Origin of the sequence: Plantactinospora sp. GCM10030261, assembly GCF_042666615.1 — a bacterium.
GTDB lineage: Bacteria > Actinomycetota > Actinomycetes > Mycobacteriales > Micromonosporaceae > KBS50.
This window is the reverse complement of sequence record NZ_JBHTDD010000037.1, coordinates 44,371-58,995: the sequence shown is the minus strand read 5'-3', so window position 1 is coordinate 58,995 and position 14,625 is coordinate 44,371. Positions and strand designations below refer to the sequence as shown.

Genomic DNA, 14,625 nt, shown 5'->3' with positions numbered 1-14,625 from the left:
GGGAGAGAGGGGGTGGGGGTCAGCGGGTGGCGCCGACGAGGATGAAGAGGTAGACGACCCAGGCGGCGGCCAGGGTGAAGCCCAGCGGGGCGACGTAGCGGCTCATGGCGACTCTCCGAAGGCGAAGACACGCAAGGGACGGGCGGCTTGGGTGCGGGAGAAGTCGCGACCGGGCGACCCGCCATCGAACACGCCGGAGACACCCGACGACGTCGGGCCCGGAGTGGCGTGGCGGGGTGGACTGGGTCGGCTCAGGCTGCGAACGGCTCAGCGGAGCGGACCGGCGGCCCGGCCACGACTAGGAGGATCGCTATCTCGCACAGCGATCACCTCCTGAGGTCGGCCGGGCGAAAAGATCCGTCGGAATGGTACACCGGCGCCACCGTCGCCGTTGGATCGGCCGATCGGCCGAGGCGTCGAGTCAGCGGCGCGCAGTCGGATCAGGCGGGCCAGGGCTCAGCGCAGTCGGATCAGGCGGGCCGGGCGGCCCGGCCGCTCCACGATCTCCACCGCGTACCTATCGGCCCACCGGTAGCTACCCCGGGTGTCGAGCACCCAGTCCACCGCGTACCGCTCCAGCAGTTCCCGGCGCTGCGGCTCGGGCGTGGCGGGATCGAGCAGCGTCGCCTGGTCCGCGCGGCGGCGGGCCTCGTCGGCCAGCAGGGGGTCGGGCCAGGGTGGCGCGACCGCGCGGATCTCGTACGCCAGCAGGGCCCTACTTACCCCGACGTCGCCGGTCAGCACCACCTGGTCGCGGCCGACGGCCTGGCCCACCCAACCCCATCCGGGCGGATACGTCATGTCGTGCGCCGCCCGGCGAGCCGGCGTGAGTTGCTCGGGCGGGAGCACCAGCAGCAGGTTTCCGTACTGGGTGGCCAACCCGATCGAGCAGGCCAGGACGGCGCCGACCGCCCACACGCCGCCCAGTATTCGACGCGGGGCCGGTCCCTCCCGGCGTACCGGACGGGCTCGCGGATCCGGGCGGCGGACCAACCGGCCCAACTCCACGGCGGCGGCGACCTGCAGGCTCAGCGCCAGTACCGGCCACACCCGGCCGAAGGCGTACGCACCGCTCAGCCCGCCGTACAGCACCACCAACCCGGCCAGGGTGAAAAGCAGGACCAGCGGATCCCGCCGGTCGCGGCGGAACCGGAGCAGCAACGCGGGAAGCCCGACGGCGAACGCGAAGCCGTAGTGGGCCAGCGGGGCGGTGTAGAGCACCCGGTGGATCTCGTCGAGTTCGTCGGCCGCCGCCAGCACGTCGGTGATGTGGAAGTAGGGCCAGGTGAGGACCACCGCGGCGGTAACCAGGACGCCGGTCAGCATGCCGAGCACCTCGGTCCCGCCGAGCCGGCGGAGCCGGCCCAGGGCGAGCGCGAGCGCGCCGAGAGCCGCGCAGATCGCAGTGAACGGGTGCACCAGTACCAGCACGCCGCCCAGGAGTCCGGTCAGCGCCCATCGCCACCAGGCGCCACCATCGATGGCCCAGACGACCATGACCCAGGTCAGCAGCATCAGCGCGAATCCGAGCGTGCTCGGATAGGGAAGGATCAGCGGGAGCCCGCGAAGCGTCGGATATCCGCTCCATTGCAGGGCCAGCGGCCCCCACAGCAGCGGCACGAAGCAGAGTGCCAACAGTGCCGCCGCCCGACTGTCGGTGAAGACCGCTACGAACCGGCGTAGTCCGAACAGGAGCAGGGCCAGATTCACCGGCGCGGCGGCGCTGAGCACCGTGGCGGCGTCACCCGTAACGCGGGCGATGACCGCCAACAGCAACGGATACGGGGTGAAGTACGGGCTCGGGGCGTGCCCGCGCACCATCGGGTCCGCCGGATCCAGCAGGTTGTCCCGTAGGCGTCCGACGACGGCCGCGTGCAGGCCGAAGTCCCCGATCCATGGCTGCCGATAGCTGATCACGGCGGCGACGAGGACCGCTGCGGTGGACAGCAGTAGGTATGCCGAGGGGCGGGGGAGGCGTGGCCGGGCCGCCGCTGGTGGTGGTGCGGAGGAGCCGCTGCTGACGTGCCGATCAGGAGTCGTGTCCACCCGTGACGATCCCTCTCCCCCGCTGGATACTGGGTCAGATTAGGCCCTCGGGCACGGGTCGGGAACAGGGCCACCAGAAGCAGCAGACCGGCCACGAACACCGGGAGCCAGGCCACCCGGGTGACCAGCCAACCGGCGTCGCCAGGGGTGGTGTGCAGCCCCGGCAGTGGGGTCCCCCAGGACAGCCAGGTCAGGGTGACGGTCACCATGATCAGCGAGCTCTGGTGGGCGAGGAACACCGGGAGCGCCATCCGGTTGACGGCGGCGACCGGGCGCCACCGGCCCGGCCGCCCGAGCAACCGGTCCAGTTTCGGCCCGCAGAGAACCGCGAGTCCGGACTGCGCCGCCGCCAGAGCCACCGTGGGTAGGGTCGGCGGGTTGAGGTTGGAGCCTCCGGCCCCGGGCACCCCGACCGCCGCCGTCGGGTAGTCGCCGAGGGCGAGCAGGACGACCAGGGTAGCGGTGCCGCCCAGCGCGAGCATCCGGCCCGACCGGCGACCCAGCCGTCCCTCGGCCAGCGCGACGCCGAGCAGGTACGGCACCGTCCACGCCGCCAGCAGGGTCACCGAGGCCTGTCCCCACCCGGCATCGGCCACCGCCACCACCGCGGCGAGTGGCAACGCGGCCAGCGGGCCGAACCGGCGTACCGCCCGGCCGACCGGTGCCGTCGCCACGCACAGCCCGATCAGCACCGCGAGGAACCACAGCGGGCTGATCACCAGCACCACGACGGTTTCCAGGGTGGCGTCCGGCGCTCCGGCGACCAGGGCGACCGCCAGCGCGAACGCCCACACCGCCACGAAAGCGGCCACCGGCCGGCCGAGCCGGCCGAGTCGGGCGGTCAGCCAGCGGCCGTAGGTCCCGCCCGCCGTCCGCACCGCCGTCCACGACCGGGAGGCCGCGAACCCCGCCACGAAGAAGAACAGCCCGAGGGTCTGGAGCAACCAACTCGCCGGCACGAGCGCCGGCACCGTCCGCAACGGACTGTCCTGGGTGAGCGCCCCGTCGGGGCCGAGCACCAGCGCGGTCACCAGCCAGTGCCCGACGACCACCCCGGCCAGCGCCACCACCCGCAGCCCGTCGATACCCCGGTCCCGCCGGCCCTCCAGCGTGTTCATCGGTCGGCCGTCCCGTGCAGGGCGATCGAGACGATCCCCCGGACGGTGCCGGTCCCTGCCTCCAGGTAGCCGTCGTGTCCCGAAACGCCGTCCGTCGACAGCGCGCGGGCGCCGAACCGGGCCGTGGCCGGGCGCACGCCGTGTCCCAGCCCGCCCAGGCGGTGCTGCGGTATCCGCCGGATCCAGTCGTCCGGCGCCTCGGCCGCCCACATCCGGGCCGACGTCGCCAGGTCCGCCGCCCGGTCGACGCCCATTCCGACACCGCCGACGGCTACCAGGTCGGTCACCTGCCGGGGCAGCCGGGCGGCGGCGTACCCGAGCACCAGCGCGCCGTAGCTGTGCCCGATCGCGGTCACCGTAGCGGCGGGCCGCTGACCGGCCAACTCGGAGAGGAAGGCGGCCAGCGACCGACCCCCGGACCGGGCCCGGTCACCCCGGGCCGCCGCCAGGCCGAGGCCGTCCGGTGGGTCGTAGCCCAGCCACGCCACGACGGCGACCGGAGTATCGGGCTCGGCGGCACGCAGGGCCGCGTACACCGTCCGGGCCTGCGCCGCCGGCGCACGCCGGGCCACCCCGCCCAGACCGCGATCGAAGTCGGGCAGGCTGGTGGCCACGCCGGGAACCAGGACCACCACCCGTTCGGCGCGGTCCAGGTCGCCGACCACCTCCACGGCCGTGCCGTCGCCGGTCCGGTCGAACGCCAGGAACCGGCGGCCGGCCGCGGTCCAGTCGGCGTACGGCGAGCCGGCCGCCCGCATCGCCTCGGCACTGCGCTGGTACGCCGCCGTCAGCGGACCGAGGCGGGGCGGCGTGCCGGACGCCGCGGTGGCCGGTGGTGGCGCGAGCAGGCCGATGCCGAGCAGGACGGCCAGGATGCCGGCGGTCGCCGGGTGACGTCTCACGTCGTACCTCCTTGATCTGGTGATCTCAGAGGCTGCGGGTGAGGCTGGCGGCGGCGGATCCGTCCGGGGAGCGGTCCCGACCCCCTACCCGGGAGCTACTCGCCCGCGGTGATCAGGCCGGACTCGTACGCGACGACGACGGCCTGCGCCCGGTCGCGCAGGTGCAACTTGGCCAGGATCCGGCTGACGTGTGTCTTGACCGTCTGTTCGGCGACGACCAGGTCGGCGGCGATCTCGGTGTTGGATCGGCCGCGCGCGATCAGCCGCAGCACCTCGGTCTCCCGGTCGGTCAGCCCGGCCAGCGACACCGGCCGGGGCCGGTCGGGCGTCGGCCGGGCGGCGAACTCGGCGATCAACCGGCGGGTCACCGCCGGGGCCAGCAGCGCGTCCCCGGCGGCCACCACCCGGACCGCCTGCACCAGATCTGCGGCCGGGGCGTCCTTGAGCAGGAAGCCGCTGGCCCCGGCCCGCAGCGCGGCGTAGACGTAGTCGTCCAGGTCGAAGGTGGTGAGGATGAGCACCCGGGGACGGTCGCCCGGACCGTCGCCGACGAGTTGCCGGGTGGCGGCCAGGCCGTCCAGCACCGGCATCCGGACGTCCATCAGCACCACGTCGGGATCGAACCGGCGGGCTGCCGTGACGGCCTCGGCGCCGTTGGCGGCGTCGCCGACGACCAGCAGGTCCGGCTGCGCGGCGAGCAGCGCCCCGAAGCCCTGCCGCACCATCGCCTGGTCGTCCGCGATGAGCACCTTGATCATGTGTCGCCCTCCTCCGGTTCGTAGGGTAGGTGGGCGTCGACGGTGAACCCGTCGGTGGTGGGGCCGGCGGAGAACGTGCCGCCGAGCAGCACCGCCCGCTCCCGCATCCCGGTGAGGCCGTGACCCACCGGTCCGGGCGGCGGCGCCGGGTCGGGCAGCGCGTTGTCGATCCGTACCGCCAGCTCCGTGGCGGTGGCGCGGACCGCGAGCCGGACCGCGCCGCCGGGCGCGTGCCGGGCCGCGTTGGCCAGCGCTTCCTGCGTGATCCGGTACGCGGCAAGCGCGACCGGATCCGGCACGGCCGGCTCCCGGCCGTCGGGCAACGGCTCGCCGACGGTGACCGTCATTCCGGCCCGCCGAGCGTTGGCGACCAGCTCGGGCAGGTCGGCGAGGCCCGGCTGCGGGGCGGTCTGCGGGGTGTTGTCGGCGTTGCGCAGCACGCCCAGCAGCCGGCGCATGTCGGTGAGCGCGGCCCGGGCGGCGCCGGCGACCGCGACGAACTCGGCCCGGGCCGGCTCGGGCAGGTCGGCGAGCCGGTAAGGGGCGGTCTCCGCCTGGACCGCGATCATCGACATGTGGTGGGCCACCACGTCGTGCATCTCCCGGGCGATCCGGGCGCGTTCCTCCAGCACGGCCCGGCGCGCCTTCTCCAGCTCGCTCAGCTCGGTCTGCTCGCGCAGGGCCCGCTTCGACAGCCGGACCCGCCGGATCAGCCCGCCGACGGTCAGCAACGCCGCGAACAGCACCACCACGCCGTGCGCGTTGGCGGTGTTCGCGGTGAACAGGTAGACCGGCGGCAGGCTCAGTACGCCGGCCCAGACGGCCATCCCCGGCCGGACCCGGGCGGCGAGCAGCAGCAGCACGAGCAGGAAGAAGATGATCTGCACGGGTTGCCACGGCCACGCCTCGTGCGGGCGGGTGTCCACCGTGCCCAGGTAGAGGAACGGGTACGCGAGCCGCCACGCCCACAGCGGGTAGCGCAGTGCCACGGCGGCCGGCACCGTCGCGCCGAGCGACAGGAGCAGCGACCACGATTCGGGGATGTCGCGGTTGCCCTTCAGGTATTCGGACCCGGCGAACGTCAGGCTGACCAGGAGCAGCAGCACCACCGGCACGAACACGGCCTGCCACCAGCGCCAGCCGCGGCGGGGGGTTGACGGGCTCGCCGGCCGGTCGGGACCGGCCAGCAGCGCACCCAGGTCGCGCAGGGCGAGACGTACCGGATCGGAGCGCTGGTCCATCTCCTGGACGGTACGGCGGACCGGGCGGCTCGGCGTGCCACCCCGGTCTGATCTCGGACCCGTACCCGGGTATGACGCGCCCCGCGTTCGCCGTTACCTACGGGTAGCGCCTAGTCTCCATCGCGACCGTCCGCACGATCACGAGGAGCGGCAGTGGCCCGAACAGTGCTGGTGACCGGGGGCAACCGGGGGATCGGGTTGGCCGTCGCCCGGGCCTTCGCCAAGCAGGGCGACCGGGTGGCGATCACCCACCGGAGCGGCGAGCCGCCGGAGGGCCTGTTCGGGGTGCGCTGTGACGTCACCGACGCGGCAGCGGTGGACGCCGCCTTCGGCACCGTGGAGGCCGAGCTGGGTCCGGTGGAGGTGCTGGTGGCCAACGCCGGCATCACCGACGACACGCTTGTCATGAGGATGTCCGAGGACCAGTTCACCCGGGTGGTGGACACCAACCTGACGGGATCGTTCCGCTGCGCCAGGCGGGCGGCGACCAGGATGGTGCGGGGACGCTGGGGTCGGATGATCTTCATCTCCTCGGTGGTCGGACTGTCGGGCTCGCCGGGCCAGGTCAACTACGCCGCGAGCAAGGCCGGCCTGGTCGGCATGGCGCGCTCGCTCACCCGGGAGTTGGGCACCCGCAACGTGACCGCGAACGTGGTCGCTCCCGGGTACATCCGGACCGACATGACGGCGGGCCTGTCCGACCAGCTCCGGGAGGAGTACCGCAAGTCGATCCCGGCTGGCCGGTTCGCCGAGCCGGATGAGGTCGCCGGCGTGGTGACCTGGCTGGCCAGCGACGCCGCGGGCTACATTTCCGGCGCCGTCATCCCGGTCGACGGCGGCCTGGGGATGGGCCACTGACGCCCGACCCGGTTCTGTCACCACGGTCACGGAGACAACGGAGGAACCCCTGCATGTCCGGAATGCTGGCCGGTAAGCGGCTGCTCGTCACCGGTGTCATCACTGACCAGTCGATCGCCTTCTCGGTCGCCAAGCTCGCCCAGGAGAACGGCGCCACCGTCGTGCTCACCGGCTTCGGCCGGCTGTCGCTTGTGGAGCGGATCGCGAAGCGGCTGCCCGAACCGGCGCCCGTCATCGAACTCGACGTGACAAACGCCGACCACCTCGCCGGCCTGGCCGACCGGGTCCGCGAACACGTCGACGGGCTGGACGGGGTGGTGCACTCCATCGGCTTCGCCCCGCAGAGCTGCCTCGGCGGCGGGTTCCTCGACGCGCCCTGGGACGACGTGGCCACCGCGCTGCACGTCTCCACCTACTCGTACAAGGCGCTGGCCACCGCGGCTCTGCCGCTCATGGGCCCCGGCGGGGCCGTGGTCGGCCTCACCTTCGACGGCACCAAGGCGTGGCCGGTGTACGACTGGATGGGCGTGGCAAAGGCCGGCCTGGAGTCCGCCTCCCGCTACCTGGCGCTGCACCTGGGCCGCCGGGGGATCCGCAGCAACCTGGTGTCCGCAGGCCCGCTGCGCACCATGGCCGCCCGGTCGATCCCCGGGTTCGAGCAGTTCGAGGACGCCTGGGCCGACCGAGCCCCGCTGGGTTGGGACCTGGCCGACCAGGAGCCGGCCGCCCGCGCCGTGCTGGCGCTGCTCTCCGACTGGTTCCCGGCCACCACCGGCGAGGTGGTGCACGTCGACGGCGGCTACCACGCCCTCGGCGCCTGAAAGATCAGAAGACGTTCGGCCACAGGGTAAGCACGAGGACCCCGGCTCCGAGGGTGAAGTCCAGGGCGAGACACCACTCGGCCAAGGACCGGGACACGACCTGATGCCGCCGCCAGTGCGCGAGGTCCCAGAGGGCGTGCCCGATGAGTCCGACCGCGATCAGTACGCGTCCGGTTTCCGGGGCGAACCAGAGCGCGCCGAGGCTGAGTGCGAGGAAGGCGACGGCGGCATAGGGTTGCCACCGGTAGAGGTCGGCCCTCGTCCAGGTACGGCGGACGAAGCCGGTGACGATCGCCGCGCCGCTGATCGCGACAAGCGACCCCAGCTCGACGGCCGGCCCGGCCGAGGTGAGCCCGGTGGCCAGCACCACGGCCGACAGCACTCCGACCACCGCCCAGGACCAGCTTGGCCGGACGAGCGCGGCGATGACGACATAGGCGGTCGTCGCCACCATCAGCACCATGAGCCCGCCGGTCGGACTGTCCGGGTCATCGGTGGCGAGCTGGAGTAGGGCCAGGGCGAGCCCGAGCGCCGCCGGCCAGCGGTCCAGCATCCTTCGTACGACGCTTGGTGACTGTTGGTTCGGACGAGGAATGACGACGTTTGCGCTCATGAAGGCAGTCTCGGCCGGTTCCGCGCACGACCCCAGATGCGGAGCGCATCGGTCTTCCGGGCGGTTCGCCCGGCGGACCGGTGCGTTCCGACCGGTGCGGAACGCCCGTCGAGGTCGGGGCGGCCGGCGAGGGAACCGGGCGTGCCGGTGACGCAGCCGACACCGGGCCCGCCGGCAGCGCGGGCGAGCGGGCGGGAAGAATGGCCCCATGGCGTACGACGCGGTGGTGCTGGTCTCGTTCGGCGGTCCGGAACGTCCGGACGACGTGCTGCCGTTCCTGGAGAACGTGACCCGGGGGCGCGGGGTGCCGCCGGAGCGGCTGGCCGAGGTCGCCGAGCACTACCAGCACTTCGGTGGCGTCTCGCCGATCAACCAGCAGAACCGGGACCTGCTCGACGCGCTGCGCGCCGATTTCGCCGAGCACGGCCTGGACCTGCCCGTCTACTGGGGCAACCGGAACTGGCACCCGATGCTTGCCGACACGGTGGCCCAGATGCGCGACGACGGGATCCGTTCGGCGCTCGCCTTCGTCACGAGCGCGTACGGCGGATACTCGTCCTGCCGGCAGTACCAGGAGGACATCGCCGCGGCGCGGGCGGCGGGTGGCTCCGGCGCGCCCGTTATCGACAAGCTGCGGCAGTTCTGGGACCACCCCGGGTTCGTCGAGCCGCACGCCGACGCCGTTCGGGAGGCCCTGGCCGCGCTCCCGGCGGAGCGTCGCGCGGAGGCCCGGCTGGTCTTCACCGCGCACTCCATCCCCACCTCGATGGCCGCCACCGCCGGCCCGAACGGTGGCCGGTACGAGGCACAACTGCGCGAGACCGCGGCTCTGGTGCACGCCGCCGCGGCTCCCGACCTGGCGTACGACCTGGTGTGGCAGAGCCGGTCCGGCCCGCCGCAGGTGCCGTGGCTGGAGCCGGACATCAACGACCACCTGGCGGCGCTGGCCGCCGACGGCGTACAAGCGGTCGTGGTGAGCCCGATCGGGTTCGTCTCCGACCACCTGGAGGTGGTGTGGGACCTGGACACCGAGGCCGCCGGCACCGCCAAGCAACTCGGCCTCGACTACGTGCGGGCGGACACGCCGGGCACCGATCCCCGATTCGTCACCATGATCCGGGAGTTGGTGACCGAGCGGCTGGAGCCGGCGGCTGCCGGGCTGGAGTCGCCGGTTGCCGGGCTGGACCCGGCGACTACCGGGCCGGACCCGGTGGTTAACGCGGCCGACACGGCGGCGCGCCGGAGGCTCGGTACGCTGCCCGTCTGGGACACCTGTCCGGCCGGTTGCTGCGTGCCGCCCCGGCGCCGGTGACCGGCACCGGATCCGTGGACGCCCCGCGTCCGAGCACCCACCCCGACGGCGAGGTAGCCAGATGAGAGACCGAAAGCCCGCCGAGGCCTGGCTTACCGACATGGACGGTGTGCTCGTGCACGAGGGCCAGCCGGTGCCGGGCGCGCCCGAGTTCATCAGCCGGCTGCGCGCCTCCGGCAAGCCCTTCCTGGTGCTGACCAACAATTCCATCTACACGCCCCGCGATCTCCAGGCCCGGCTGACCCGGATGGGTTTCGACGTGCCGGAGCAGTCGATCTGGACGGCGGCGCTGGCCACCGCCCAGTTCCTCACCGATCAACGGCCGGGCGGGTCGGCGTACGTGATCGGCGAGGCGGGGTTGACGACCGCGATGCACGCCGTCGGCTACATCCTGTCCGATTTCGCCCCGGACTACGTGGTGCTGGGGGAGACCCGGACGTACAGCTTCGAGGCGATCACCAAGGCGGTCCGGTTGATCGACGGCGGCGCCCGGTTCATCTGCACCAATCCGGATCCGACCGGGCCGTCCGCCGAGGGCGCGTTGCCGGCCGCCGGCTCGGTCGCCGCGATGATCTCGAAGGCGACCGGGGTCGAGCCGTACTTCGTCGGCAAGCCGAACCCGATGATGATGCGCTCGGCGCTGAACGCCATCGAGGCGCACTCGGAGAGCACGCTGATGATCGGTGACCGGATGGACACCGACATCCTCTGTGGCCTGGAGGCCGGCATGGAGACCGTGCTGGTGCTCACCGGGATCAGCACCCGCGCCGAGGCGGAGCGCTATCCGTACCGGCCGTCCCGGATCGTGGATTCGGTGGCCGACCTGGTCGACGAAATCTGATCCGGGCCGGACGGCGGCCGGCCTGCCGCCCGCCGTCGCGGACAGCGGCTAGGCTGTGGCGTATCAGTTCGACCGTGGGAGAGTGCATGGGTGCCCAAGCGGCGTTCGAGTGGCCGACGCCACCGCCGGGTGGCTACACGGCCGACGACCTGGACCGGCTCCCCAACCTTCCGCCGCACACCGAGCTGATCGACGGGAGCCTCGTTCTCGTGAGCCCACAGAAGGTCTTCCACACGCTCGCGCTCGACCTGTTGGTTCAGGGGCTGCGGCGCACGGTGCCGAAGAACCTGCGGGTGCGGCGGGAGATGTGCGTGACGCTCGGGCTCCGCCAGCGACTCGAGCCGGATGTGCTGGTGGTCGCCGCCGATGCGGAGACGAGCCCCGACCAGACGTGGTATCCCCCGGATGCCGTCGACCTGGTGGTCGAGGTCGTCTCGCCCGACTCGGAGGAGCGGGACCGGGACCGCAAGCCCACGCTGTACGCACGGGCCGGCATCCGGCACTTCTGGCGGGTCGAGGACATCTCCGGCGGGAAGGTCGCGGTGTACGTGTACGAGCTCGACCCGGCCACCCACACGTATGCCCTCACCGGCATCTATCACGACCGGATCCAGGTCGGCCTGCCGTTCGACATCGACATCGACCTCACCGAGATCGAGCGGCTCTGACACCGGCGGCGGATTCGCCGCCGGTGTCTGCACCGCCGCGGCGGTCCGGTCGGGCTAATAGCCGACGGTGAAGTGCCGGTCCGCGCTCGGGTTGTCGATTTCGTCGAGCACCGCGACGGCGAGGTCCTCCACGGAGATCCGGGACGTGCCGTCGGTCGTGGTGATCAGGGTGCTGGTTCCGCGCCGGTACCGCCCGGTGCGGGGGCCGGGTTCGAGGATGGCGGGCGGGCTGAGATAGACCCAGTCGGCCGGGTGCGCCCGGCAGGCGTCCAGTTGGGCGGCGCTGGCGGCGGCGATGGCGCGGTACGCCGGCGGGACGTACTCCGGGCTGTCGACGACGAGCCGGTCGGGCCGTCCGGGGACCCGCAGGGGCGCGGCGCCGCCGACGACGAGGATCCGCGTCCCCGCCCGTGCGACCGCGTCGAGCAGCGCCGTCGTCGTCGCCGGGAGGGTGTGCTCGTGTCCGGGGGCCGGGCGGGTGGCCGCCACGACCGCGTCGGTGTCGCGGAACAGCTCGCTCATCCGCTCGGTATCGTCCGCGTCCCCCTGGGCGGCGGTCACTCCGGCCGGCAGTGCGTCCCGTTCCTTCCGGGTCACCGCGACGGGCTCGTGCCCCCGGTTCGCGGCTTCGCTGACGACGCGCGAGCCGACCATGCCGGCGGCTCCGACGACGGTGATTCTCATTGAGACGTTCCTTTCGAGGTGAGAACGGGTGACCGCGTCGGCGCGGGGAGCTGTCCCGCGACGATGGCGGCCAGAGAGAGCGCGAATCCCGCGAGTTGGATCGGGCCAAGGGTCTGCCCGAGCAGGACGGCGCCGAGCGCGGCGGCGACAAGCGGGGAGAGGAGCCCCAGAACGGCGACGTTTGTCACCGGCAGGCTGGTGATGCCGCGGAACCAGAGAACGTAGGTGACCAGGCCGCCGACCAGGCCGAGCCAGAGGTAGCCGAGGGCCGCCGCGGCGTCGATGGCGGGCGGTGATCCCTCGACGAGGAGGGTCACGGGCAGCAGGAACAGGCCGCCGGCGGTGAGTTGCCACCCGGCGAACGCGGTCGGGCCCACCCCGGCGGGACGTCCCCACCGTTTGGTGAGCGTGATCCCGAACGCCATCGTGGCGGCGCAGGCAAGACCGGCGACGATGCCGACGGCGCCGAATCTCGCCTCCGGACCGATCACGACCAGGCCCACGCCGACCGCACCGATCGCGCCCCAGGCGAAGCGCCACACGGACGGGCTCTCGCGCAGGACTGTCACGGCCAGGACGGCGACGCCGAGCGGCTGGGTGGCCGTCAGGGTGGCGGCCACCCCACCCGGTAGGCGTTCGGCCGCGACGAACAGCAGCGGCAGGAACAGCCCGATGTTCAGCACCCCGAGCGCCGTGGCCCGCGCCCACCAGACACCGCGGGGCAGCGTCCGGGCGATCACCAGCGCGACCAGGCCGGCGGGTAACGCTCGCAGCAGGCCCGCGAACAACGGATGTCCCGGCGGGAGAAGCTCGGTGGTGACGACGTACGTCGTGCCCCACACCGACGGGGCGATCGCGGTCGCGGCGGTACGCGCCAGGGTTGCGCGACCGCCGACTGTGGGGCCCCACCGGAGGGCTGGACGTGGCATGCCTCGCAGTCTCGCCCGGACCCATCCATGAATCCAACACATGATTGTCACAGGAACAATCTCAATTCATGATTGGTCTGTGGAACTCCAGCAGATCCGTTACGTCCTCGCTGTCGCCGAGACGAACAGCTTCACCCGCGCCGCCGAGCGCTGCCTGGTCGTCCAGTCCGCGCTCAGCCACCAGATCGCCCGCCTGGAACGGGAACTGGGTGCGAAACTCTTCGCGCGTACCAGCCGGCGGGTGCGGCTGACGCCGGCCGGAGCGGCGTTCCTTCCGGCCGCCCGTGAGTGCCTGGACGCCGCCGAACGGGCCGCCGCCGAGGTCGCCGCGGCGGTCGGGGAGGTGCGCGGACGCCTCGCCGTGGGCCTCATCCCCACGGTCGCCGCGGTCGACGTCCCGCGCGCGCTCGGGGACTTTCGCCAGCGGCACCCGCAGGTGCGCATCAGCCTTCGCGTGGGCGCGAGCGAGGATCTCGTCGAGCAGGTCAGGCAGGGGATTCTCGACGTGGCCTTCCTCGGGTTGCCGACCACGTCACAGCCGGACGGCGTGACCGCCCACGAACTCGGCCGGGACCGGCTCGTCGCCGTGGTCGCGCCGGAGCACCCGCTCGCCGGCGAACCAGCGGTCGACCTGCACCGGCTGTCATCCGAGGTGTTCGTGGACCTGCCGGCCGGGACGGCCGGGCGCGCCCAGTCCGACCAGGCCTTCGCGGGTGCCGGGCTCAGCCGTGACGTCGCCTTCGAGGTCACCACCGCGGACTTCATCGACCGACTCGTCGGGCAGAACCTCGGCGTAGCGATGCTTCCCGCCGCCTACGCGCCACAACTCGCCGGTGTGGTGACCATTGAGGTCACCGACGCGCCGGTCCGCGTCGAGTACGTCGTGTGGACCGGCACCGGCCGGACGCCCGCGGCAAGCGCCTTCCTCGCCGTTCTCGACATCCCGACCGGCGATCCACGGGACACGTGACGGTGGGGCTGCCCACCCCCGCGCGATCCCGGAGACGGTCGGCTACGGCCGCAGCGGAGCGTTGCAGGCGGCGACAAGGGCCTGCCGGCAGGCGTGGGTGAGTGGCCGGAGCGCCGCGTCGCGCTGCTGTGCCTCGTAGCCGTTGACCGCGCCGCCGGGCGCCGCCTCACCGGCCAGCGCCAACACCCGGTCCAGCACGGCGGCCCGGGCGAACAGCCGGCGGGCGCGGGGATCGTAGCCCGGTGGCAGGTCGGTAGCTCCGTCCGGCCGCCGCAGCGCGGCGAGCGCACCGGCCAACTCGGGCCGCCACTGGGCGACGTCGAGCCGGGTCAGGGCCGCCGTGGTCTCGGCGAGCGCGGTGGCCAACTCCGCCTCCGCCTCGGCCGCGCCGGGTAGCGTCAGGGTCGCGTTCGGCGCGTCCGAGGGCAGCGGATAGACCCGCCACAGCACCGTCTCGAAGGTCACCCCGGAGCCGGACGTGTGCGTGCGGACCTGTGGGATCAACCCCAACCCGCCGGCCACGACCGCCTCCCCGGCGAGCAGCGCGGCGCCGGCGAAGTCGCCCGGACCGGGAAGTCCACGGGGATCCCCGGGGGCGGGCAGCACCAGCCGTATCTCGTCCGGCGAGAGCCGGGACAGCGTCGGCAGCGCCTCGTTGAGCGGCACGTCCGTCCAGGTGCCGGGCGCGTCCGCGACGAGATGTTCCTCGCCGCCAGCTATCGCGTCGGCCACGTCGTCGTACGGGACCAGACCGGCCCGCCAGGCGCGTACCCAGGTCACGAACCGACTGGACCGGCGGGGAGCCAGCGTCGCCTCGCCCGTTGGAGCAGACATGCAGGCAAGCGTACGTGCTCGGTCCGACGC

General features: G+C 73.0%; 14 protein-coding genes. 6 read left to right on the top strand and 8 right to left on the bottom strand.

Annotated elements, in window-relative coordinates:
- Nucleotides 1–1,913: 1,913 nt before the first annotated feature.
- The 4 genes from ACFQUZ_RS29355 to ACFQUZ_RS29340 all read right to left on the bottom strand — a co-directional run bounded on the left by ACFQUZ_RS29355 (nucleotide 1,914) and on the right by ACFQUZ_RS29340 (nucleotide 6,065).
- Nucleotides 1,914–3,164 carry an acyltransferase gene (locus ACFQUZ_RS29355; protein ID WP_377448015.1) on the bottom strand — a complete coding sequence of 417 codons (1,251 nt, stop codon included), beginning with the start codon at nucleotides 3,162–3,164 and terminating at the stop codon, nucleotides 1,914–1,916.
- Nucleotides 3,161–4,066, bottom strand: a complete 906-nt coding sequence (locus ACFQUZ_RS29350) for an alpha/beta hydrolase (protein WP_377448013.1) — start codon at nucleotides 4,064–4,066, stop codon at nucleotides 3,161–3,163. Before ACFQUZ_RS29350 ends, ACFQUZ_RS29355 begins: the two co-directional genes overlap by 4 nt.
- Before the next feature lie 95 nt (nucleotides 4,067–4,161).
- Nucleotides 4,162–4,824 carry a response regulator gene (locus tag ACFQUZ_RS29345; protein WP_377448011.1) on the bottom strand — a complete coding sequence of 221 codons (663 nt, stop codon included), beginning with the start codon at nucleotides 4,822–4,824 and terminating at the stop codon, nucleotides 4,162–4,164.
- Nucleotides 4,821–6,065, bottom strand: coding sequence for a sensor histidine kinase (locus tag ACFQUZ_RS29340; protein ID WP_377448009.1), 1,245 nt, complete (start codon nucleotides 6,063–6,065; stop codon nucleotides 4,821–4,823). The genes ACFQUZ_RS29345 and ACFQUZ_RS29340 overlap by 4 nt, the downstream gene beginning before the upstream one ends.
- 153 nt (nucleotides 6,066–6,218) lie before the next feature.
- On the opposite strand from ACFQUZ_RS29340, the gene fabG reads away from it, so the two are divergent.
- Together fabG and fabI are read left to right on the top strand one after the other, a co-directional pair.
- Nucleotides 6,219–6,923: a 3-oxoacyl-ACP reductase FabG gene (fabG, locus tag ACFQUZ_RS29335; RefSeq protein ID WP_377448008.1), complete on the top strand. Its 705-nt coding sequence runs from the start codon at nucleotides 6,219–6,221 to the stop codon at nucleotides 6,921–6,923.
- Nucleotides 6,924–6,976: 53 nt separating this feature from the next.
- Entirely contained in the window at nucleotides 6,977–7,744 is a 768-nt protein-coding gene (fabI, locus tag ACFQUZ_RS29330) for an enoyl-ACP reductase FabI (RefSeq protein ID WP_377448006.1), read from the top strand.
- Between the two features lie 4 nt (nucleotides 7,745–7,748).
- On the opposite strand, the gene ACFQUZ_RS29325 is transcribed toward fabI, so the two are convergent.
- On the bottom strand, nucleotides 7,749–8,357 hold the full coding sequence (locus tag ACFQUZ_RS29325; protein WP_377448004.1) for a hypothetical protein: 609 nt from the start codon (nucleotides 8,355–8,357) through the stop codon (nucleotides 7,749–7,751).
- Between the two features lie 208 nt (nucleotides 8,358–8,565).
- Here ACFQUZ_RS29325 and ACFQUZ_RS29320 point away from each other — a divergent pair, with 208 nt between their 5' ends.
- The 3 genes from ACFQUZ_RS29320 to ACFQUZ_RS29310 all read left to right on the top strand — a co-directional run bounded on the left by ACFQUZ_RS29320 (nucleotide 8,566) and on the right by ACFQUZ_RS29310 (nucleotide 11,178).
- Nucleotides 8,566–9,669, top strand: a complete 1,104-nt coding sequence (locus ACFQUZ_RS29320) for a ferrochelatase (RefSeq protein ID WP_377448002.1) — start codon at nucleotides 8,566–8,568, stop codon at nucleotides 9,667–9,669.
- A gap of 61 nt (nucleotides 9,670–9,730) precedes the next feature.
- Nucleotides 9,731–10,510, top strand: coding sequence for an HAD-IIA family hydrolase (locus ACFQUZ_RS29315; protein WP_377448000.1), 780 nt, complete (start codon nucleotides 9,731–9,733; stop codon nucleotides 10,508–10,510).
- 86 nt (nucleotides 10,511–10,596) lie between these two features.
- Nucleotides 10,597–11,178, top strand: coding sequence for a Uma2 family endonuclease (locus ACFQUZ_RS29310; RefSeq protein WP_377447998.1), 582 nt, complete (start codon nucleotides 10,597–10,599; stop codon nucleotides 11,176–11,178).
- A 54-nt stretch (nucleotides 11,179–11,232) separates the two neighbouring features.
- Here the strand turns inward: ACFQUZ_RS29310 and ACFQUZ_RS29305 are convergent, their stop codons facing one another.
- Nucleotides 11,233–11,862 (bottom strand): NAD(P)-dependent oxidoreductase, encoded by a 630-nt coding sequence (locus ACFQUZ_RS29305; protein WP_377447996.1) that lies wholly within the window; start codon nucleotides 11,860–11,862, stop codon nucleotides 11,233–11,235.
- A complete protein-coding gene (locus tag ACFQUZ_RS29300; RefSeq protein WP_377447994.1) occupies nucleotides 11,859–12,791 on the bottom strand; it encodes an EamA family transporter in 933 nt (310 codons plus the stop codon). The genes ACFQUZ_RS29305 and ACFQUZ_RS29300 overlap by 4 nt, the downstream gene beginning before the upstream one ends.
- Before the next feature lie 79 nt (nucleotides 12,792–12,870).
- Between ACFQUZ_RS29300 and ACFQUZ_RS29295 the strand changes: the two genes are divergently transcribed.
- Nucleotides 12,871–13,761, top strand: coding sequence for a LysR family transcriptional regulator (locus ACFQUZ_RS29295; RefSeq protein WP_377447992.1), 891 nt, complete (start codon nucleotides 12,871–12,873; stop codon nucleotides 13,759–13,761).
- A gap of 42 nt (nucleotides 13,762–13,803) precedes the next feature.
- Here the strand turns inward: ACFQUZ_RS29295 and ACFQUZ_RS29290 are convergent, their stop codons facing one another.
- On the bottom strand, nucleotides 13,804–14,595 hold the full coding sequence (locus tag ACFQUZ_RS29290) for a hypothetical protein (RefSeq protein WP_377447990.1): 792 nt from the start codon (nucleotides 14,593–14,595) through the stop codon (nucleotides 13,804–13,806).
- Nucleotides 14,596–14,625: the final 30 nt, after the last annotated feature.

Coding starts and splice junctions, on each gene's coding strand:
- ACFQUZ_RS29340 (WP_377448009.1), bottom strand. CDS start 6,065: ATGGACCAGCGCTCCGATCCGGTACGTCTCGCCCTGCGCGACCTGGGT.
- fabI (WP_377448006.1), top strand. CDS start 6,977: ATGTCCGGAATGCTGGCCGGTAAGCGGCTGCTCGTCACCGGTGTCATC.
- ACFQUZ_RS29300 (WP_377447994.1), bottom strand. CDS start 12,791: ATGCCACGTCCAGCCCTCCGGTGGGGCCCCACAGTCGGCGGTCGCGCA.
- ACFQUZ_RS29305 (WP_377447996.1), bottom strand. CDS start 11,862: ATGAGAATCACCGTCGTCGGAGCCGCCGGCATGGTCGGCTCGCGCGTC.
- ACFQUZ_RS29315 (WP_377448000.1), top strand. CDS start 9,731: ATGAGAGACCGAAAGCCCGCCGAGGCCTGGCTTACCGACATGGACGGT.
- ACFQUZ_RS29320 (WP_377448002.1), top strand. CDS start 8,566: ATGGCGTACGACGCGGTGGTGCTGGTCTCGTTCGGCGGTCCGGAACGT.
- ACFQUZ_RS29345 (WP_377448011.1), bottom strand. CDS start 4,824: ATGATCAAGGTGCTCATCGCGGACGACCAGGCGATGGTGCGGCAGGGC.
- ACFQUZ_RS29290 (WP_377447990.1), bottom strand. CDS start 14,595: ATGTCTGCTCCAACGGGCGAGGCGACGCTGGCTCCCCGCCGGTCCAGT.
- ACFQUZ_RS29355 (WP_377448015.1), bottom strand. CDS start 3,164: ATGAACACGCTGGAGGGCCGGCGGGACCGGGGTATCGACGGGCTGCGG.
- ACFQUZ_RS29325 (WP_377448004.1), bottom strand. CDS start 8,357: ATGAGCGCAAACGTCGTCATTCCTCGTCCGAACCAACAGTCACCAAGC.
- ACFQUZ_RS29310 (WP_377447998.1), top strand. CDS start 10,597: ATGGGTGCCCAAGCGGCGTTCGAGTGGCCGACGCCACCGCCGGGTGGC.